This window comes from Maribacter algicola, assembly GCF_003933245.1.
Lineage (GTDB): Bacteria > Bacteroidota > Bacteroidia > Flavobacteriales > Flavobacteriaceae > Maribacter > Maribacter algicola.
On the sequence record NZ_QUSX01000005.1, the window covers coordinates 73820 to 94486 of the forward strand.

Below are 20667 nucleotides of genomic sequence, written 5' to 3' on the forward strand. Positions count from 1 at the left end.
TTTATTTAACCAATTGATAGAGCATGATAAAACACAAATTAAGCCTTACGGCACTTGTCTTAGGAGCACTTCTAATTTTAGCCTGCAAACAGGAACCAGTTGATGACACTCCATGGGTATCCCTTTTTGATGGTCAATCCCTTAATGGATGGACTCAAAAAGGTGGAAAGGCAAATTACACGGTTCGGGATAACAGTATTGTTGGGAGTACGGTCCACAATACGCCCAATTCATTTTTAACTACGGACAAGATGTACGGGGATTTTATCATGGAGCTGGACTATAAAGTTGACCCTAGCATGAATTCCGGAATTCAAATCAGAAGCAACAGTTTTCCCCATTATATGGACGGAAGGGTGCACGGATATCAAATTGAGATAGATCCTTCGGATAGGGCCTGGAGTGCCGGTATTTATGATGAGGCCAGACGAGGATGGTTAAACCCTTTGACCGGAAATCCGGAAGCTCAAAAGGCTTTTAAACAAAATGATTGGAACCATTATAGAATTGAGGCCATTGGGGATACCCTTAAAACATGGATCAATGGAGTTCCTGCCGCTCACCTCGTTGATGATAAAACCTCTGAAGGTTTTATTGCGCTACAGGTTCACAGTATTGGTGATGACCAAAAGGAAGGTACTGAAATCATTTGGAAAAACATCAAAATCCTTACAGATAGTCTTTCCAAATATTCCAAAAAAACTTCAATCGACCCGATTATTACCAAAAATGCCTTAGGCGTTGACGAGGAAAAAAATGGCTGGCAAATGCTTTGGGACGGCAAGACAACCAACGGCTGGCGGGGTGCCCGTTTGGATGAATTCCCCGATAAGGGCTGGGAAATAGAAGACGGCGTCTTGACCGTACTTTCCTCAGGAGGTGAAGAATCCGCAGCCGGTGGGGATATCGTTACCAAGGAAACCTATGGTGAATTTGAATTAAAGGTAGACTTTAAACTTACCGAAGGAGCTAATAGTGGAATTAAATACTACGTGAACACGGACCTCAATAAAGGCCCTGGTTCCTCCATAGGTTTGGAGTATCAAATATTGGACGATCAAAGGCATCCAGATGCCAAACTGGGCAACCATGAGGGTAGTAGAACGGTTTCCTCACTATATGACCTCATCAAGGCAAGTGAGGATAAACCCATCAATCCAATTGGGGAATGGAATACCGCCCACATTATTTCCAAGAATGGACACGTGGAGCATTGGTTAAACGGTATGAAAGTGTTGGAATATGAACGGGGAAGCGATGAATACAAAAAATTGGTATCCGAAAGTAAGTATGTGACATGGCCCAACTTTGGGGAAGCCGAAAAAGGACATATTCTTCTACAGGACCATGGAGACAGAGTCTCCTTTAAAAATATAAAGATAAAACCAACCACTAAAGAATAGGCAATGACAACTAGGAGAAATTTTATAAAGAAAACGAGCGCGGGAACAGCCGCCTTAACGTTAGGAGGATTGATACTACCATCTGCCTCATATGGTAAAATATTAGGGGCCAACGATAAGATAAACTGTGCGGTTATAGGAGTGCGCAGCCGAGCAAAGGCTCATGTTAAGGCCATACATGCAGATGCAAATGCCACCATTCTTTACAATTGTGACGTGGATGATGTTATTATTGAGGAACACAATACTTGGTGTAAAGAAAACATTGGGTATGTACCCAAGGTAGAAAAGGACTTTCGTAAAGTATTGGAGGACAAAAGGGTGGATGCCGTTTTTATTGCCACCCCTGAACACTGGCATGCACCAATGGCGATTTTGGCACTTCAGGCAGGAAAACATGTCTACGTTGAAAAACCCTGTAGCCATAACCCCCACGAAAACGAACTACTTACTGCAGCACAGCGCAAATATGGCAAAAAAGTACAGATGGGGAATCAGCAACGCTCGGCCATCACCTCCATTAGTGCCATTAAAGATATTAGGGAAGGAATTATTGGGGATGTGTATAAAGGCGAAGCCTACTACTCCAACAACCGAGGTAGTATTGGCAAAGGCAAGGTAATAGATGTGCCAAAGACTTTGGATTGGGAATTGTGGCAGGGACCCGCTTTACGGGAAAAGTACAAGGACAATGTCCACCCCTATAACTGGCATTGGTTCCGGAATTGGGGAACGGGAGAAATCCACAATAATGGAACGCATGAAATAGATATCTGTAGGTGGGCACTTGGGGTTGACCTACCCAACAGTGTAACTTCCTTTGGTGGAAAATACACCTACGATGATGATTGGGAATTTGTAGATAACCAACAGGTCACCTATACTTTTGACAACGACAAGTTCATTACATGGACGGGACATAGTAGGGGTATCATGAAACCGGAAAGACCGGGCAGGGGTATTACGATTTATGGAAGTAAGGGCTCCATTATGCTGGACCGTAACTTTTATCAATTGTACGACCTACAAGGAAATTTATTGAAAGAGGAAAAAGAAGGTGGAGTCAGCGAAACGACCAATACCCGCGGGGAAGGCCAATTGGATGTGAACCATGTCGCCAATTTCTTCAACGCCATACGGCAGGACGAAAGTTTACATTCAGATATTCAGGATGCCAGTATTACGACTATGTTATGCCATTTGGGCAATATGGCCCAAGACGCTGGAGAGACCTTAAAAATCGATACGGTAACAGGCAAGGTATTGAACAATGAAATGGCCATGAAATTCTGGAAAAGGGAGTATACGCAGGGCTGGGAACCTAAATTGTAAAAAAGAAGGGAAAGGGTGTTTATTGGATGGTTACTTCGCTATAATCTGAGGTAATGACAATGGAACGATTGCTATTGTCCGATAGGTGATATCCTTTTAAAATCCTTGTGTTTCCATTTTTGGTCTCCTTTAAAGTTAAACTTTTGGGCAAAGCCAATTCCGAGGCTGTTCCTTTTATATAAATCGATGTAGGCGAACTTGGTAGCTGAGAATGGAGTTCTGCGTTATTTAAAGAAATATCCATTTCTTCAAAACCGTCATCTATAGAAATAATTTTTAGAGGGCCAAAATCATTTTTGATAAAGGCCTTCTTCAATAATCTATGGATGGTGACGTCTGAAGAATTGGCCTGTAGGTTCAAATTTAGCACCTCACTTAGTTCCACGCCTTTTGAATAATTGGTTTTGAGCTGACCAAAGTTCCAATTTTGGACACTGACAGGAGAGTATGAAACTGAAACACTGGTCTCGTTCCCGTCAATAGTTGCGGCCCAAAGGCTTGAATGCGACAAGGTCGCATTCAAGTTCCTTGTGTTCTCGGCCAATTTCACTTCACCATGCCTTACATTCATTTTGATTTTGGTCGATTTTGGCATTTTGATCTTGATGGTTTTTTTGATTTTATAGTTCTTGTTTTCCCCATCGGTAGAAAAATAAAATATATTGGGGCCTTCATGTTTCTCCCTTAGCTCTATCATCTCACGCCTTTTGTCCCTATGGGCCTCCCTTGCTTCTTGCATGGCTTCCTGGCTTTCCATTCTTTTCTCCACCATTTCCTCGCGCTTTTTCATCATTTCCTCCCTTCTTTTATCCTGCTCCTCTAAACGCTTCTCCATTTCTTTACCGCGTTCTTCCATACGCTTGGCCCATTCCTCCAATCTTTTTTGATGCTTCTCATCAAAACTCTTTTTAAATTCCTCTTGCCATTTCTTCATGTACTTTTCCCCATCTTTTTGATAAGCTTTATAGTCAAACTTAAAGCCATCTGTTAACGGTAAGGGGGGCATGGGGGGCATTTCGACGATTTCAGGGAAAGGAGCGATTTCTGGAATTTCCACTACAAAAGGAGCAATTTCAGGAAGCTCAATGTCCAAATCCCCAAATTCAAACTCAAAATTCTGGGAGCCAAAAAGTCCAAACTTATTGGAACCGGAGGTAATCTCGATCCTTGAGCTATTTCCCAAAATTTTAATGGGATCATTCTCAAAATATTCCTTGGCTTCCTCTTTTCCTGCCCCCTCAAGATCTACGGTGGCTGTTATTTCAACGGTGCTTTTATTCCAAGTTTCGAATTCAATATCGGTATAACTTGTATTGATATCCAAAATGGCATCCTTATCCACATTGAAACTTTCCTGATAAGTCTTACTTTCCTTTTGTCCAAAAGCACCCCATGAAGTAATTAAAAATCCTAAGGCGATGATGAGCTCCTTAGATACTATTTTCTGTGATCTGTTCATTTTTTGATGATTTTAATTGATTTATCTTCTTTTTTAATTTTTGCAATAATTGTAATCTCAACTGAAGGTTTTCTATCAAGGCCGATATGGTCTGATCGTTTGGACCCAGTTCGTTCAGTTCGCCGTTAAGGCGTTCATATTCTGAATTGAGCTCCGACAGTCGCTCCATAAAACTATCCACAAGCTCTTTATTCGCTTCGGAAATATCCAATTGTGATAGCTCCATGTTTATATTCGCCACGTAATAATTCTCCACCTTTTTTAAATCTGGGGAAAGGTCGCCAAATGAAAAACTTTTATTTTCCCCATCGGGATCAACCTTATCCACAATAGTTGCCGGCATATCCGCTTTCGTACCAAATTGCAAATAGGCCAGTAGCCCTGCCCCAACTAGAAGAAGGATGGAGGCGGCTATCCTCCACCTATTAGAGGAAGTTTTTGCTTTTTTTGGTAGCGACGCCTCCAACTTGGACAAAAAGCGTCCTTCATGGCCTTGTTCCATTCTGAACTTTTGTTCCTCACGTTCCTTATCAAACATTTTTTTAAGATCCTGTGCCATAACCCTTTATTTTTAAAAATTCCTTTAACTGGCCTTTACCACGTAAGAGCCTTGTCCTGCATGCGGTTTCAGATATCTGCAATACCTCGGAAATTTCTTGGTGGTCAAACCCCTCTACCAAATACATCATTACCACATATTTGTATTTATTGGGCAACTGCCCTATGGCTTCCTTGACTTCATTCAAGTCAATTTGCCCGTCAACCCTCCAATCATCGTCTTCATCTACCGGTTTCATGTACGTTTCATCCAAGGAGATAGTATGTTCGTTTTTAGACTTCAAAAAATCGATGCATTTGTTCACTACGATCCTCTTCAACCAAGCCCCAAAAGTGACCTCTCCCTTATACTGATGCATCTTTTGAAATGCTTTGATGAACGCTTCCTGCAACACATCCTCCGCATCATCCGCATTTTTCAAAAAACGCATGGCCACACAGTACATCCCATCACAATATTGCCTGTACAATTTTAACTGTGCAGAACGGTCATTGGCCTTACATTTTTCTAAAATGTCAGCTTGAAACATGGGTCGGTTTGATGTTTGTTTTAGTGCTTGTTATTTTAAGGACGAAAGAAAAAAAGGGATGTTGCAAAAAACTGCTATTTTTACGAATCTTTTTTAATTATTTCACTTGAAACAAGTTACGATATCCAATGAATTTATGACCCTGATGGTCCTGGACTATGGTGCCATCATCCAAAAATTATTGGTAAAGGGAAAGGATGGAAACTACACCAACGTGGTAGTAGGCTATAATCACCCTAGTAGGTACCGCTTGGACGAAAATTGCTTGGGTGCCTGTATTGGAAGGTACGCCGGACGTATTTCCAACGGGAGTTTTGTATTGGACAGGGAAAAATTTCTTTTGTACCATGAGGACGGAGTGCATCTACACGGGGGAAAAGAAGGTTTTCATCAAAAATACTGGAATATTGAGGAAGTGTCCTACGGAGATGACCCTATGGTAAAACTATCCTACCAAAGCAAACATCTGGAGGAAGGGTATCCTGGCAACCTTACAGTGAACGTAACCTATAAATTGGTCAACAACGCCCTTCAAATTATACACGAGGCGATTACCGACCGTAGCACCGTGGTAAATCTGACGAACCATTCCTATTTTAAATTGGACGACAGCCCATTCATTGATGCATATGAACTGCAGCTTAATTGTCCTTACCTACTGGAAACGGATGATAATCTATTGCCTACCGGCAATATCATACCGGTACGAAAAACGAATTATGACTTTCTCTTACCCAAGGAAATAGGAGTTCAAAGGTTGGACACGCCATTCATCAAGGATATGGGGAATGAAAAAGTAGCGGAGTTACATTCGGCCAAATCAGGTATTACCATGTCCGTGTTTACCAATCAGCCCGCATTAGTGGTCTATACACCCTTGGACTTTCCAGGAATTTGTTTTGAAACCCAGAATTACCCGGATGCCCCCAACCAACCGGACTTCCCCAATAGTGTTTTAAGACCCGGTGAAACCTATAACAACATTACCATCTTTAAATTTGATTTAGTACCTTAGAACGAACTAAACCCAAGGTGTCCCATGAAACTATTGAAAAGACTCATAGTAGTATTTTTGGTACTATTTGGCTTGTTTTACTTTGTGGGCCTTCCCTACTTGAGAAATCAAACCAAGAAACATAGTCCAGAAAAGACCAGTACCTATGTTCTTCAAGGCGCGGAACTCGAAGTCCATTACTCAAGTCCGTCGAAAAAAGGAAGGGAGATTTTTGGGCAACTGGTACCTTTTGACAAAGTGTGGCGAACTGGAGCCAATGAACCCACTACTTTTACAACTTCAGAAGCAATCAAAATAATTGATAAGCCCCTACCTGCAGGAACCTATTCCCTATGGACCATCCCCAATAAAGATAGTTGGAAGGTAATTTTCAATAAGGAAGTTCCGGATTGGGGGGTCAGTTTATTTGGAGGGGGCACCCAAACAACCCGGGAAGCCAGTGAGGACTTGATCATTGTAGAAGTGCCATCAAGGAACGTTCAGGAACCTATTGAAAACTTTTCTATCGATTTTATCAATGAAGACCAACTATACCTAAGCCTATCCTGGGACAAAACTATTATAAACGTCCCCATTAACAGATAAAAAACCCAGAAACCCAAAGACATAGGAGCATTGGATAACAGCCTTGATACGACCCCCGGTGCGGACTTCATAGATACCTTGTCCCAAAAAGTTCTCGAAAACGATAGAACCGCCCTGGCAAAGGCCATCACCCTTATTGAAAGTACCAAGAAAGAACATCAATCTTTGGCGGATAAACTGCTGGAAAAGTGCCTTGGGAATCAAAAAGAGTCGGTTCGAATTGGTATTACGGGCGTACCAGGTGTCGGTAAAAGTACCTTTATTGAAAATTTTGGAAATTTCTTGATAAAGAGGGGCAATAAGGTTGCGGTCCTCACGGTAGATCCCTCGAGCACTGAGAACAAAGGGAGTATTTTGGGGGATAAGGTACGCATGGAAACCCTGTCGAATGAAAAAAATGCCTTTATAAGGCCATCCCCAACCAGCGGCTCATTGGGAGGGGTTGCGAGAAAAACAAGGGAAACCATCATACTCATGGAAGCCGCCGGCTACAATATTATTTTGATAGAAACCGTTGGGGTTGGTCAAAACGAAACCACGGTACGGGATATGACCGACTTTTTCCTTTTGTTAAAACTACCCGGTGCAGGCGATGAGCTCCAAGGAATCAAAAGAGGGGTCATGGAAATGGCCGATGCCATTGCTATCAATAAAGCAGATGGTCACAACGTAAAATCTGCCGAAACAGCTAAACAAGAGTTTAGCCGTGCACTACATCTTTTTTCCGCCAAAGAAAATGGTTGGGTTCCCAAAGTAATGACCTGCTCCGCCTTAGAAAACAAAGGCTTGGAACCTATTTGGTCCTGCATTGAAAAATTTGTGGAACACACTAAGGAAAATGGTCATTTTAGCAATACGAGGAAACTACAGAACAAAAAGTGGCTCCGGCAGCATTTGAACCATATCCTTCTTCAGGATTTTTATGAAAATCCAACCCTTTCCGCATCACTTTCCCTTTTGGAAGAAAAGGTTATGAAAAGTGAGATTACACCATTTACCGCCGCAGAAAGCTTACTCAGGGACTACAGAAAAACCTATTAAAAAAATCGTTTATATCAGTATTAGGATAAAAACTTAACTTTGCTCCATAATCCTAAAGCAGCTTAATGGATATTGTTACTCCTTCCCTACTCTCTGTGGTGGTACCTCTGTACAATGAGGAAGAAAATGTGGTTTTATTGACCCAAAAAATCCATGAGAGCCTAATGGGATATAATTACCAAATTATATACATAGACGATTTCTCAAAGGACAACACCAAAAAAGTGGTCAAGGGAATGGAAGACCCAAAAGTCCATCTGATCGAGCTCAAGAAAAATTATGGTCAGAGTTTGGCCTTGGCAGCTGGTATAGATTATGCAGAAGGAGAATACATTATCACCATGGATGGGGATTTGCAGAACGACCCAAGTGACATTCCACAAATGCTTTCCTTTGCGCTAGACGGCGAATATGACTTGGTTACAGGTATTCGACAGAAACGTAAGGATTCCTTGGTAAAGAAAATTCCTTCCAAAATTGCCAATTACTTGGTGCGCAGGGTAACCAAATTGGATATCAAGGACAATGGGTGCGCCCTAAAGGTCTTTACTAAGGACATTGCCAAGGATTTGAACTTATATGGGGAGATGCACCGATTCATTACCCTACTGGCCCATTTGGAAGGAGCACAGATAAAACAGGTCCCGGTAAAACACCACGCACGACATGCCGGAGTTTCCAAATACGGACTGGAACGCGTTTTTAAGGTGGTGGCCGATATGATGTTGCTACTTTTTATCAGAAAATATTTTCAAAGGCCGATTCACCTTTTCGGGATTTTTGGTTTTCTCTTGATCATTCTTGGTGTGCTCATAAACATATATTTGCTCATAGTAAAGTTTGGATTGGGCGAGGATATTGGAAACAGGCCCTTGCTAACTTTCGGACTGATGTTCATTTTGGGAGGCATTCAATTGTTCACTATAGGCATTGTGATGGAATTGTTGATACGCACCTACTACGAGTCGCAACAAAAAAGACCGTACCGAATCAAAAAAGTAAGCATAGGTGGCCAATCCGCGTAAGACCCTTACCACCGCTCTTAAGTTGTTGATAAGCGTTGCGCTTGTTTACTTCATATTTACCAATATCGATTTCACGGAAGTGGTGGACACCTTAAAAAAAAGCAATCCGTTTTATTTGGCTTTGGCGATGCTCTTGTTTTTAGTGTCCAAAGTAATTGCCTCCTTTAGATTAAATACCTATTTCCATCAACTTGGAATCCCTTTGTCCCAAAAAAGCAATTTAAAACTTTATTTACTGGGGATGTTTTACAATCTTTTCTTACCCGGTGGAATTGGCGGCGATGCCTACAAAGGGTACTTGATCAAAAAGACTTTCGAGGTGCCCACTAAACGTGTTGTTAGTGTTTTGGTGCTTGACCGACTCAGTGGTCTGCTGTTACTATTTATTTATGCCTGCGGCCTTTTATGGGTATTGGAATTTGAGCTTTTCAATCCGTATCGATGGCTATTCTTGGTTTTAATACCATTATCGATGACTGTCTTTTACTTCTTGAAAAAGAAATTTTTTGGTTATGTGCTACCCATTTTTTGGAAATCGGTAGGGTATTCTGCCCTAATACAATTCGCCCAAATTATTTGCGTACTCTGTATTATGCAGGCACTGTCCATTGAGGGAAATGCCATAGCTTATTTGGTGATATTTTTGGTCTCTTCCATTGTATCGGTCGTCCCTTTGACCATTGGTGGTCTTGGAAGTAGGGAAGTTACCTTTTTTTATGGGGCAGCCCTTTTAAACTTGAACGAGGGCATTTCGGTAGGGATAAGTGTGGTGTTCTTTTTGATTACAGCGTTGGTTTCCTTAATGGGAATTGTTTTTCATTTTAAGAAAATCAAACTATAAATCTTCCTGGATTGTAGAAACGTTTCAAAGATTGCCCCAAAAACAGTAATTCTGAATCGTCAGAAAATAGGAGATGTTCATACCTATCCAGATTTATATTCAAATACTATTTATTTAACCATTCCTTAAAATCACTGGTTTTTGAGCGGCTGACTATGAATTCTTGATCACGTGGATTTGTTATGGAGAGTTTCACCCGGTGATTAAAATAAGAATCTATTTTTTCAATGGCATTTTTGGCAATGATTTGACTGCGATTTATTTTAAAAAACCTATTTGGGTCCAAAGATTCAAACAGTTCGTCTAGCGTTTCATTGATGATGAAACGTTTGCAAGAAGTCACACCAAAAGTGACACTTTCCTCGGAATAACAGTACAAAAGTTCCGACACTTTAATTTGAAGAAAACTACTACCATCTTTGACCAGGATACCTTCCCGTTTCGGAGTCGTTTGAAAACTGCTTAGGAGTTGTCTCAAAACACTTGGCTCAACTGCGTTTGGTTTATTGGATTTTTTGAATTTGTCCAAGGCCCTTTTCAAGTCGACTTCTTGAATAGGTTTTAGCAAATAATCAACACTATTCACCCTAAAGGCTTGTATCGCATATTGATCAAATGCGGTCGTAAAAATGATGGGCGAGTCGACATCGATTTTTTGAAAAATCTCAAAACTCAACCCGTCCGCCAATTGAATATCCATAAAAACTAAATCAGGTTTGGAATTTGCCTCAAACCAACGTGCGGAATCTTCAACCGTATCAATAATTTCCAAAAGCTCGTGCTCAAAACCACAAGATTTTAACATTCGCTGCAATTGATTTGCCGCCCTGGCCTCATCCTCAATAATCAATATTTTCATAGTTAGGTTTTTGTTCTGATACTTTTATTAAGGGTAGGGTTACTATAAATCGGTTACCATCATCATTAATTTCAATGGATGTATCGGAAATCAACGCATACCTTTTTTGAATGTTGGCGAGACCCAACTTTGTGGAGGGTAGTTGTGTAGATTTCGGTTGAATATTATTCTCCACGGTTAATTTGTCATTATTGACAAATACTTCTATCGATAAGGGTTTTGCCTTGGATATTACATTATGCTTGATCGCATTTTCCAACAACAATTGCAAGCTCATAGGGACAATCCTAAAATTTAGCGAAGTTTCGGGAATCTCCCAATTGACGACTAGATTGGTGCCAAACCGTTCGGATTGTATGTGTATATAGGCTTTTGCAAACTTAAGCTCGTCTCGAAGTGGAAGGAGATTTGCATTGCCTGCCTCCAGTAAAAATCGGTAAATATCGGATAACTTATCTACGAATTTCTTGGCATCCTCCCTAGGGTTTTGGTCGATAATATCACGTAATGTATTCAGGGTATTAAAGAAAAAATGGGGTTGGGCCTGATTTCTCAAAACATCTAGTTGCGCTTGTACAATGGCCTGTTTAGAACGCTCCTCCTGCCTGATGGATTTTTGAAGCCGAATGTTATAATAAATTGCTTCATATATCGCCATGGTCATTATGGTAATTAGAATAATAGGAAGAAGCATTTTAAGTCTGGATACATTAACGTTATAATTTATACCCGGTATTAAGGACAATAACGCACCCCCTACATAATCTACGAAGACAACCGTGAAAGTTATAGTAAGGAAAAACAGCATGATGCGCTTGGCATCGTCATTAAATGCTGGGTATTTCCTTCGTAAAAAAATCATCACCCCCCTGTTGACTAGCCAGTCGACTGTAGAAAACAGTAAGGATACCACCCAACTTAAGACCATTTCCAAGGGATAAACAACCGCTGTTGAACTACTGAAAAGGTACGCCGTAACCACACTTAAGATAAAAATGCCAACAACAGAAAACCAAAAGTCATCAAACCCTAAATATTTTATACGTTTTTCTTTGTTAAATACCACTTTGGATTAATTAAGATGCTACGAAGGGAATACCCTGTTTTGCTTGATAAAAAACATAGCCAATCATTAGGGCCAGCATAAAGGCAAAGACAGTTACAATCAGTATTTGTGTCCTATGCCGTAGTTTCCTTTTATGACCCATCCACATAGCGAATAACGGAATTATCTGTATACTATGCAATGCGAAGAAATGGGCAACTCTTAAATCCCCGCCTTTTACACTCCAATTTACAAATGGCAATCCTTTCTCTCCGTCAACTACTCCAACACTATGACCCAATTGGCTAATCATCTGCCCTCCTATCCAGCTACCTAAAAGTACAATTAGCCAACCTAAAAATATTGCCCATTGAACGGGCCTTGTCACTTTCAGCTTCAATCTTAGGGTATCCGCTACAAACAATACCATCGTCAAAACATTAATGCCCACAAAAACACCCATGAACATAAATAGAATACCATCAAAGGGAGTAGCCATGTTATAATGACTCTGAACACCCTTGGAACCTTGATAGAATATAATCAGAAACTCTAATAATAAGGTCCATGCGGTTATATGGTTGATAATCGCCTTCTTTTTATTGGAGTATGGATATTTTGTAATTAGATAACCGACCGTAATCAAATAAATGGCAATAGAAATGGAAAACTTAAGTGGTTTCAACCAAACATTGACACCTAATAAGGTTCTATCGTCAATAAAAAGTCCAAAAACACATCCCAAGCCTAACAGAGATATAATAATGGCGACCCAGTATACAATAGGACTTTGGTCCTTTACGATTAAAAAAAGACGTTTTAGTTTTATCCCAGTCCACGAATTGGTGCCTAAGTATTCATTTGAAGACTGGTCATTCTTGTCGACTATTGATATAAGTTGTTCCATGGTTAAAAATTTTGAATTCTTAAATAGTTTATGTTATTAATTTAGGCCGGATTGTACTTAAGGGCTTTTAGCACCATAAACAGTAGGAAACCTAAGGGGCCAAACATGAAGGTTAGGAATAAGCAAGGTGCCATTAATACCAAATGAATATTGACATTCTTGTTTTGGTTTATCATCAACATGCCTATTAATAAATCAAATGCCAGATAATGTATCCATCCAGCCAAAGCTGCGTTTTCCACAGTAAACAATTCCATTACGCTTTTAAGACTCCCAAAGTCCATCATACCGTTTGCAATCAGTGCTTGTAGGATGTATAAAACATATATAGCTGATAGGACTATCGGTACAATTTTATAATGAATGAGGAATTTAGTCGGCTTCCATTTTGGTAGGAAAATCAACAAGAGCCACATGGGCATGACCAGAAAATTTACCAGTGAAAAAACAGTTGTTGGTGTCATTATATTTCTTTTAAAGATTTTTTTGATGTGTCAAAAATGAACATGATCGCTCTCAATTAAAATGATATTTCATTGAATCATCTTAAAAAGAAGTTGGATTGTTGCAATTCCGATTAAAAAGAGAGCTGTATACTTTATCCTTATATAAATGGAATCCTAGAAGACCTAATTAGAGGTAAATTGAAACATATAAAACATAACTCGAAGGAGGACTTTAATTAAAATCTAACATTGGATTTTAATGAGAGATAATGATGAAGTATCTACACGTACAATTAATTAAATAATATTAATTGCTAATTAAGTGTACCAAATGCATATTGTTGACAACATTCTTCCTAGTATTAGGATTAAGAAACTTTCCCTGCAATCGAGTGATTCGGAATTGGTCAACTGTCAATTGCCTGTCCCAGTCCAGCGGAGATTTTCGTATTATTTCCAGTTGGACATCGTTCACATAGACCCAAACATCCTTTTTGTTTTTTAGGTCTTTCAAGGAACTGATCTGTACGGGGAACTTATTGTAAAAGTCCAGGGCCCAGGTATGGTCATCTCCAATTTTATAAATTTTATCTACGGATATGTTATTTTCCGATATCAATTCAGACATATTGGATCCACCCTGATATTTGAGAAGGTTCGGGTAGAAATGAAGGTTCAAAACCGCATTTAACAAAACGGAGGCACAAACCGAAACGGTAATGAGTTTTGTATAAAAGGTCTCCCTTTTAAGCGCAAAATAAACAACTACCAACCCTGAAACACTAAGTAGTATCGGAATTAAAAGACCATCGAACTTAAAGACATAAAAACAGATCAAGGCACTTGCCAAGAATACAACCGATAAAATAAAATATTGGCCGCCCATTAAAAACTTGGTCATCCTTTTTTTGTCGGACCGATGCACATCGTACACAAAAGAAGCCGTAAGCACCGAAAACAAAGGGATGGTAACGTTCAGGTAATGCGGTAGTTTGAATTGGGCAAAACTAATCAGTATAAAGACCAGGGTAATCCCGCCCAAGGTCAAAAATTCATGGCCCGGCTTGTAGGCAAACCGTACTTTTAAAAAGGCCTTTGCCTTACTCCAATAAGCTGCCAACGCCAAAAGGGTCCAAGGTAGGAAGATCCATAAAAAGGTATGGAAGAAGAAAAAGTAATCACTGCTGTTCTTCCCGATGCCTTCCCCACTCATCCTCTCAAAACTCTGTTCCCAGAAAATAAAAAAGATGCCACTTCGGTTTCCCCTACCCCGAATTATTTTTTCAGGATGTAGGTCAAATTGCAGGTAATATGCATACAGCATAGGCGCAATGGTCAAACCAAAAATTACCAGGGCCAAAAGTACCTTCCAACTTAAAAATCTGTACCACTTTCGGGTATAGGCCAAATGGCATAAAATAGGTAAACCTATGACTACCAGAGCAATCTGTCCTTTGGTGGAAAAGGCCATCCCGGCGCCAAAACCTCCCAAGAGAATTGCCATGAAATTTCCTTTTTCAATATAGGCCGTTAGTTGCCATATGGCGAAAATGGTAAAGCCGGTCAAAACGGCATCGGTACGCACGTCTATCGCTCCCAATACAATTGTCTGGGCGGTCATAAAGACGAGCGCTGCCAATTTTCCCGTTTCCACGTTATACAAGAGCCTTCCAAGTCCGTAGCAACTATAGGCTCCCAAAAGCGTTGCCAATATCCCCGGTATTCTGTAAGCCCAGTCGTGGATTCCAAAAATTTTATAGGAGAGCGCCGCCAACCAATAGTGCATGTGCGGCTTGTCCAAATACTCATTGGGGCCCTTGAACAAATTAATAAAATCGTTCTCGTTGACCATTCGCATGGCCATCACCGCAAACTGGGCGGAATCGTTTTCAAAGAGGGCCACAAAGCTTCCGGCAATATAGACCAGAACAATAAGAAGTATTAAAAACCAGTACCTTAGGTTGGATATCATAGGGAGAATTTCCGATGTGCAAATATAAATAACTTCGCAAACAACCACCCCAAGAAACTTCCGATCAGGGCACCGGTCAATACATCCAAAGGAAAATGCACACCGATATAAATCCGACTATAAGCTACCAACAAGGCCCAAAAAACTAAGGCCAAACGTATTAATCGGATTTGGGAACGTAATATAAAACCGAAGAAAATGGCCAATGCAAATGAATTTGAGGCGTGTGCTGAATAGTATCCGAATTTTCCTCCGCAATAGCTCTTTACCAACCTCATGAGGGAACTCACTTCCGGATCATGGCAGGGCCGTAACCTAGTAACACCATATTTAAAAAAGTTGCTAAGTTGATCGGATACCGTTATCAACAACGCAACCGTCACCACCAACACCAAGGTTCCTTTCAACCCGAATTTCCGATATGAAAGAATGAGCAGGAAAAGGTATAAGGGAAGGGCACTGAGCTTATGGGAAACAAACTGCCAGTAAGTGTCCCAGGCAGGGGTGCCCAAACCATTTAAATAGATAAATACATCTTTGTCTAACTGCAGTAGCTGATCGAGCATCCCTAATCTTCGTATCTCGAAACTTCCCTGTCATAAAAGGCCGTGGCCGCCTCAATTAGGTTTTCTGCTTCAGATTCCAGTTCCTTTTCGTCCTCCTTTGAAAATTCTTCCAACCACTCCACCTCATCGTCCTCCAAATTGATGATAAACCTGGGATAATCGGTATGGATAACATAGATGGCATTTGGATAGTCCGTATTGTCGCCTAATATAAACTTGGGTAATTCCATTCTTGCATTTTTACTAAATTCCGATAAAGATACACCCAAAAATTAGGTAGTCCGAATCAATTTTTGAGTCAAATAGTTAAACCGAATATACAACATAATCGCAGACGCCGTGAGGCCCGTAAGTAGTCCGACCCAAATCCCCACACTCTCCAAAGAGGTATGTAAACCTAGGTAATAGGAAATGGGAAATCCGATCAACCAATAGGCCACAAAGGTAATGAAGGTGGGTATCTTAACATCCTGCAAGCCCCGCAAAGCACCTAAAACAACAACTTGAATCCCATCCGAAATCTGAAAGAAGGCCGCGACCAATAACAGTTGCGAAGCCAATAAGATAACCTCTGTATTGTCCGTGAAATTCATCATGTCATCCTCATCCAAATAAAGGGTGGGAAACCATTCACGACCCAAAAGGAACAAACCGGCAAAAACAATTTCCAACAACAAGGTCAGGAAAAAAATGGATTGGGCAATCCGTCTCAATTCCCTGTAATCCTTAAGTCCTTTCTGATTGCCCACGCGTATCATGGCCGCCACTCCCAACCCCATCCCGAACATGAACGTCATACTGCTCAAGTTCAGCGCAATTTGGTTGGCAGCCTGTGGATTCTTTCCCAGTACCCCACTTAGCCAAATAGCGGCTGTAAAAATGGCCACCTCAAAAAACATCTGTAAGGCGGATGGAAATCCTAATGAAATTATTTTTCTTAAAACCAGTTTTTCGATGTTTTTTAGGTTAAAACCGGTTACATAATCATGGAATTTCTTTTTATTATTCAGTAACATCCATAAATAAAATACCATTACAACTCTTGAAATTAGTGTTCCCAACGCCGCTCCTACAATACCCAATTCTGGAAATCCGAAGGTTCCAAATATTAAAAGATAGTTTAGAGTGATATTTACCACATTGGCTAAAATGGTTGCATACATGGGGTATCTCGTTTGGGACAAGCCATCGGAAAATTGCTTAAAGGCCTGAAAAACGATGAGCGGTACCAACGAAAAGGCCACCAAATCCAAATAGGGCATGGCAAGTTCCACCACTTCCTCCGGTTGCTCCATCATATACATCAATGGCTTGGCCAATAGAATTAGAAGAAATAACGAAAAACCCAAAATAGTACAGAGTACGAGTCCATGTTTTAGGGCACTCTTGGCATTTTGCTTGTTTCCGGCCCCATCTGCTTCCGCTACCAAAGGGGTAATGGCCGTTGAAAACCCGATGCCCAGTGACATGGCAATGAACACAAAACTATTCCCCAACGAAACGGCAGCCAGTTCTGCCGTACCCAATTGCCCAACCATGATATTGTCCGCAAACTGCACAAAGGTATGGCCCAGCATCCCCAAGATGACGGGCACGGAAAGCTTTATGTTATATGCGAATTCTTTGGTGTAGTTGGAAAACACGGTTGGAAATTTAAAAGGACAAAGATACTTTTATAAACCGATTTTAAAGGCAGGGATTCAATCCATTTCCTTGGCCTTGTTCCAATAGGTGTCCATCTCGGCCAAGCTCATGTCCTTTAAGGCTTTTCCCTGCTTTTGCGCCTCGTTTTCCAAAAACTGAAACCGTTTGGAGAATTTTTTGTTGGTCCGCTCCAAGGCATTTTCAGGGTTTATTCCCAAGAATCGGGCATAGTTAATCATGGAGAAAAGCACATCCCCAAATTCCGATTCTATCCGATCTTTGTTTCCGTGCGAAACTTCCTCTTGCAATTCTCCCAATTCTTCCTGTAGTTTTTCAAAGACCTGCTCCGGTTGTTCCCAGTCAAAACCTACACCGGCTACCTTATCTTGAATGCGGTTGGCCTTCACCAAAGCGGGCAGACTCTTGGGTACGCCTTGTAAAACGCTTTTCTTCCCTTCCTTCAGTTTTATTTTTTCCCAATTCTGCTTTACCTCTTCTTCATTTTCAACTTTTACATCGCCATAAATGTGGGGATGCCTATTGATCAATTTCTCACAAATACCGTTCGCAACATCGGCAATATCAAAACTTCTGCTTTCCGAACCTATTTTAGCATAAAAAACGATATGTAGCAACAGGTCGCCCAACTCTCCCTTTACCTCATTTAAATCATTGTCCAAAATGGCATCGCCCAATTCATAGGTTTCCTCGATGGTCAAGTGCCTAAGGCTCTCCATGGTCTGCTTTCTATCCCAGGGACACTGTTCCCGGAGCTCGTCCATAATGGTAAGCAAACGATCAAATGCCTTTAGTTTCTCCTCCCTTGTATTCATTTCAAAAGTTTTTGCAAAAGTACAAATCTAAGGGTACAGGCCATGTTGTATATTTTAGTAACTTGGGAGATTGTGATGCTTTCCATAAAACGCATCGGTACTAACGCAAAGAATACATGAAAAGAAGAGATTTTTTAGTCCGCTCCTCGCTTTTTTCGGCAGGTACGGTTCTTTTACCCTCGCTAAGTTTTGCCTCGGAAACGGATTTGAAATTCGGGATACAATTATATAGTTTTAGGGACCAGATGGCCAAGGATCCTTTGGGTACCTTGGAGCAGATAGCCGCCATCGGCATAAAGGAAATAGAATCCGCCAGGAGCAATAAAGGGCATTATTACGGGCTAACGCCGAAAATCATGAAACAGGCCTGTGAGGATCTGGGGATGAAATTGGTCAGCGGACATGTACATCTTGATTCCGATTTTGAGAAAACAATGGAAGAGGCCGCTGCCTCCGGACAAGACTATTTGATCTGTTCCTCCATGCCTTCAAACGGCCAAACTCTGGACAATTATAAAAAGGTGGCGGAGGAATTCAACAAGGCCGGCGAAGCTTGTCAAAAAATGGGCATTAAGTTCGGTTATCACAATCATGAATACGAATTTGAATCGGATCAAGGGCAAGTGCTTTACGATGTGCTAATGGACCAAACCGACCCAAATTTGGTGCATATGGAACTTGATTTGGGTTGGGTTGTAGTGGCCGGTAAGGACCCTTTGGACTATTTCAAAAAATATCCGGGCAGGTTCCCACTTTGGCATCTAAAGGACATGGATATGGACAAAAAGGAAAGTACGGAATTTGGCAAAGGAGGTTTGGATATCCAGGCCATGATGAATAATCGGGAAGCCTCCGGTGTCAAACATATCCTTATCGAACAGGAGGAATATGCAAGCACCCCGTTGGAAAGCATGCAACACAATATGGATTTTCTAAACAACCTCTAGATGTCAAAACAATACCTTTTTGGTCTAATGCTGCTTCTAGCGTTTTTCACGGCCTGTGAAAATCGGGAAAAAACAACCTATGATGTGGTGATACGAAACGGACAGATTTTGGATGGCTCCGGCAAGGCATCCTTTACCGGTGATATTGCCATCAATGCCGATACCATTGCGGCCATAGGCTCCCTTGAAAATGCGGTAGGCAAAGCTGAAATCGACGCTACCGGGCTTTCGGTCGCGCCGGGCTTCATCAACATGTTAAGCTGGGCCAACATCTCCCTTTTGGAAGATGGGCGTTCCCAAGGGGATATTCGGCAAGGAGTTACACTTGAAGTATTGGGCGAGGGTTCTTCCATGGGACCTTTAAGCGAGCAAATGAAGCAGGAAATGAAGGACGGGCAGGGCGATATCAAATACGATATCCCATGGACTTCCTTAGGAGAGTACTTGACATATTTGGAACAAAAGGGCATCTCTACCAATGTCGCCTCCTTTGTTGGGAATGCAACGTTGCGGGAGTATGCCATCGGTATAGAAAAAAGACCTCCTTCGCCCGAAGAAATGGAAACCATGAAAAACCTGTTGCGGCAAGGTATGGAAGAAGGTGCCGTTGGATTGTCCACTTCCTTGATCTATGTTCCTAGCGGACACGCCCAAACCGATGAAATTATAGAACTGGCCAAAGTAGTGGCCGAGTATGAAGGTATGTATATTTCCCACATCCGGGACGAGGAAGGCGGGCTCCTAGAAGCTGTGGACGAACTGATTACCATTTCAAGGGAAGCGAAACTCCCTGCGGAAATTTATCACTTTAAGGCATCGGGGAACGCGAATTGGCATTTGTTGGACAGTGCGATTACCATGGTAAACGCCGCCCGTGCCGAAGGTCTGGCCATCACGACGGATATGTACATGTACAACGCCAGTTCTACGGGATTGAACGTGGTACTTCCGGCATGGGCCAAGGAAGGGGGGCACAAGTCCACCATTGCCTTGATGGAAAACCCGGTCACGCGAAAAAAAATGATGGACGAGATCGACTTTCATGTACCGCCCGAGAATATTTTGCTCGTGGGATTCAGGAACAAGGACTTGAGGCATTTAATAGGCAAGACCTTGGCGGATGTCGCCCAGGAACGCCAAAAATCGGCCAACGAAACCTTGGTGGACCTTATCTACGAGGATGATAGCAGGATTCAGGTGGTCTATTTTTCCATGTCCGAGGAAAACGTAAAAAAGAAATTGAAACTGCCCTACATGAGCATTTGTTCCGATGCGGGTTCTTATTCCAATGAGGGCGTATTTTTGGAGCAAAGTACCCATCCCCGCGCCTACGGCTCCTTTGCCCGTTTGTTGGGTCATTTTGTGCGAGATGAAAAAGTGATTTCCCTGGAAGAGGCTATTTATAAGTTGACGACACTACCGGCCACCAACCTCAAGTTGAAGAAAAGAGGTGCTTTAAAAGCCGGGTATTTTGCCGATGTGGTCGTCTTCGACCCAAACACCATCAAGGCAAACGCCACTTTTGAGGAACCCCACCAATATGCAACGGGCATGCAACAAGTCTTCGTCAATGGGGGACATGTATTGAAAGACGGGGAACATACGGGTACCCTTTCGGGCCGATTCGTAAAAGGTCCGGGGGCCACACAATAAATACCA

At 41.5% G+C, this 20667-nt stretch carries 21 protein-coding genes; 9 read left to right on the forward strand and 12 right to left on the reverse strand.

Going from position 1 to position 20667, the window contains the following annotated elements:
* Nucleotides 1-23: 23 nt before the first annotated feature.
* Together DZC72_RS17240 and DZC72_RS17245 are read left to right on the forward strand one after the other, a co-directional pair.
* Nucleotides 24-1403, forward strand: coding sequence for a 3-keto-disaccharide hydrolase (locus tag DZC72_RS17240; protein WP_125224166.1), 1380 nt, complete (start codon nt 24-26; stop codon nt 1401-1403).
* Nucleotides 1404-1406: 3 nt separating this feature from the next.
* Nucleotides 1407-2735, forward strand: coding sequence for a Gfo/Idh/MocA family oxidoreductase (locus DZC72_RS17245; RefSeq protein WP_125224167.1), 1329 nt, complete (start codon nt 1407-1409; stop codon nt 2733-2735).
* A 19-nt stretch (nt 2736-2754) separates the two neighbouring features.
* Here the strand turns inward: DZC72_RS17245 and DZC72_RS17250 are convergent, their stop codons facing one another.
* Genes DZC72_RS17250 through DZC72_RS17260 form a run of 3 tightly spaced genes read right to left on the reverse strand, consistent with a single transcriptional unit; the run spans nt 2755 to nt 5282 of the window.
* Nucleotides 2755-4194 (reverse strand): hypothetical protein, encoded by a 1440-nt coding sequence (locus DZC72_RS17250; protein WP_125224168.1) that lies wholly within the window; start codon nt 4192-4194, stop codon nt 2755-2757.
* On the reverse strand, nt 4166-4753 hold the full coding sequence (locus DZC72_RS17255) for a hypothetical protein (protein ID WP_125224169.1): 588 nt from the start codon (nt 4751-4753) through the stop codon (nt 4166-4168). The genes DZC72_RS17250 and DZC72_RS17255 overlap by 29 nt, the downstream gene beginning before the upstream one ends.
* On the reverse strand, nt 4737-5282 hold the full coding sequence (locus DZC72_RS17260) for an RNA polymerase sigma factor (protein WP_125224170.1): 546 nt from the start codon (nt 5280-5282) through the stop codon (nt 4737-4739). The genes DZC72_RS17255 and DZC72_RS17260 overlap by 17 nt, the downstream gene beginning before the upstream one ends.
* 106 nt (nt 5283-5388) lie before the next feature.
* Between DZC72_RS17260 and DZC72_RS17265 the strand changes: the two genes are divergently transcribed.
* The 5 genes from DZC72_RS17265 (at nt 5389) to DZC72_RS17285 (ending at nt 9789) form a co-directional block, all read left to right on the forward strand.
* Nucleotides 5389-6297 carry an aldose epimerase family protein gene (locus DZC72_RS17265; RefSeq protein ID WP_125224171.1) on the forward strand — a complete coding sequence of 303 codons (909 nt, stop codon included), beginning with the start codon at nt 5389-5391 and terminating at the stop codon, nt 6295-6297.
* 24 nt (nt 6298-6321) lie between these two features.
* The gene (locus DZC72_RS17270; protein WP_125224172.1) at nt 6322-6882 is read left to right on the forward strand and encodes a DUF2911 domain-containing protein; all 561 of its coding nucleotides are present in this window, start codon (nt 6322-6324) and stop codon (nt 6880-6882) included.
* Nucleotides 6883-6912: 30 nt separating this feature from the next.
* Nucleotides 6913-7923, forward strand: a complete 1011-nt coding sequence (meaB, locus tag DZC72_RS17275; RefSeq protein ID WP_243641773.1) for a methylmalonyl Co-A mutase-associated GTPase MeaB — start codon at nt 6913-6915, stop codon at nt 7921-7923.
* A 65-nt stretch (nt 7924-7988) separates the two neighbouring features.
* Nucleotides 7989-8948 carry a glycosyltransferase family 2 protein gene (locus tag DZC72_RS17280; protein WP_125224174.1) on the forward strand — a complete coding sequence of 320 codons (960 nt, stop codon included), beginning with the start codon at nt 7989-7991 and terminating at the stop codon, nt 8946-8948.
* Nucleotides 8932-9789, forward strand: a complete 858-nt coding sequence (locus DZC72_RS17285) for a lysylphosphatidylglycerol synthase transmembrane domain-containing protein (RefSeq protein WP_125224175.1) — start codon at nt 8932-8934, stop codon at nt 9787-9789. Before DZC72_RS17280 ends, DZC72_RS17285 begins: the two co-directional genes overlap by 17 nt.
* Nucleotides 9790-9895: 106 nt before the next feature.
* Here DZC72_RS17285 and DZC72_RS17290 read toward each other — a convergent pair whose 3' ends face one another.
* The 9 genes from DZC72_RS17290 to mazG form a co-directional block, all read right to left on the reverse strand.
* A complete protein-coding gene (locus DZC72_RS17290) occupies nt 9896-10648 on the reverse strand; it encodes a LytR/AlgR family response regulator transcription factor (RefSeq protein ID WP_125224176.1) in 753 nt (250 codons plus the stop codon).
* Nucleotides 10629-11714 carry a sensor histidine kinase gene (locus DZC72_RS17295; RefSeq protein ID WP_125224177.1) on the reverse strand — a complete coding sequence of 362 codons (1086 nt, stop codon included), beginning with the start codon at nt 11712-11714 and terminating at the stop codon, nt 10629-10631. Before DZC72_RS17295 ends, DZC72_RS17290 begins: the two co-directional genes overlap by 20 nt.
* 10 nt (nt 11715-11724) lie before the next feature.
* Nucleotides 11725-12600 (reverse strand): hypothetical protein, encoded by an 876-nt coding sequence (locus DZC72_RS17300; protein ID WP_125224178.1) that lies wholly within the window; start codon nt 12598-12600, stop codon nt 11725-11727.
* Nucleotides 12601-12641: 41 nt separating this feature from the next.
* On the reverse strand, nt 12642-13064 hold the full coding sequence (locus DZC72_RS17305; RefSeq protein ID WP_125224179.1) for an ABA4-like family protein: 423 nt from the start codon (nt 13062-13064) through the stop codon (nt 12642-12644).
* Nucleotides 13065-13353: 289 nt separating this feature from the next.
* A complete protein-coding gene (locus DZC72_RS17310) occupies nt 13354-15018 on the reverse strand; it encodes an ArnT family glycosyltransferase (protein WP_125224180.1) in 1665 nt (554 codons plus the stop codon).
* A complete protein-coding gene (locus DZC72_RS17315) occupies nt 15015-15584 on the reverse strand; it encodes a phosphatase PAP2 family protein (protein ID WP_125224181.1) in 570 nt (189 codons plus the stop codon). The genes DZC72_RS17310 and DZC72_RS17315 overlap by 4 nt, the downstream gene beginning before the upstream one ends.
* Before the next feature lie 2 nt (nt 15585-15586).
* On the reverse strand, nt 15587-15814 hold the full coding sequence (locus DZC72_RS17320) for a hypothetical protein (RefSeq protein WP_125224182.1): 228 nt from the start codon (nt 15812-15814) through the stop codon (nt 15587-15589).
* 42 nt (nt 15815-15856) lie between these two features.
* On the reverse strand, nt 15857-17227 hold the full coding sequence (locus tag DZC72_RS17325) for an MATE family efflux transporter (RefSeq protein WP_125224183.1): 1371 nt from the start codon (nt 17225-17227) through the stop codon (nt 15857-15859).
* A 57-nt stretch (nt 17228-17284) separates the two neighbouring features.
* Nucleotides 17285-18061 carry a nucleoside triphosphate pyrophosphohydrolase gene (gene mazG, locus DZC72_RS17330; protein ID WP_125224184.1) on the reverse strand — a complete coding sequence of 259 codons (777 nt, stop codon included), beginning with the start codon at nt 18059-18061 and terminating at the stop codon, nt 17285-17287.
* 116 nt (nt 18062-18177) lie between these two features.
* Here mazG and DZC72_RS17335 point away from each other — a divergent pair, with 116 nt between their 5' ends.
* Nucleotides 18178-19008, forward strand: coding sequence for a sugar phosphate isomerase/epimerase family protein (locus DZC72_RS17335; RefSeq protein ID WP_125224185.1), 831 nt, complete (start codon nt 18178-18180; stop codon nt 19006-19008).
* On the forward strand, nt 19009-20661 hold the full coding sequence (locus DZC72_RS17340) for an N-acyl-D-amino-acid deacylase family protein (RefSeq protein WP_125224186.1): 1653 nt from the start codon (nt 19009-19011) through the stop codon (nt 20659-20661).
* Nucleotides 20662-20667: the final 6 nt, after the last annotated feature.